Annotated in this window: 1 pseudogene; it reads left to right on the forward strand. The window is 74.8% G+C overall.

The features are described from left to right. Positions 1-250: pseudogene (locus AC0IX4_RS23200) on the forward strand (glycoprotein); the annotation flags it as partial.

Below are 250 nucleotides of genomic sequence, written 5' to 3' on the forward strand. Positions count from 1 at the left end.
CGACGCGTCGTTCCTCCTTCCCGTGTCGGGCCAGCCGCGGGACATCAGCGTCGCCGCCCCGGCAGCACCCCCAGCGGCGCCTCTTCCGCCCGACATTTCCCGTCCGGTGGCGACGACGGTGCTCGGGCCGTTGGCGGATCGACCGCACCTCGCCGCCGGTCTTCCGGGGACGGTCGGCGAGGAGGTGCGTCTGGACGACGACCAGCTCGCGGGGTCGTTGTCCGCAGGCGGCCGCCTCGAGGGGCTCGTC

The organism is Rhodococcus sp. AC861 (genome assembly GCF_979256035.1).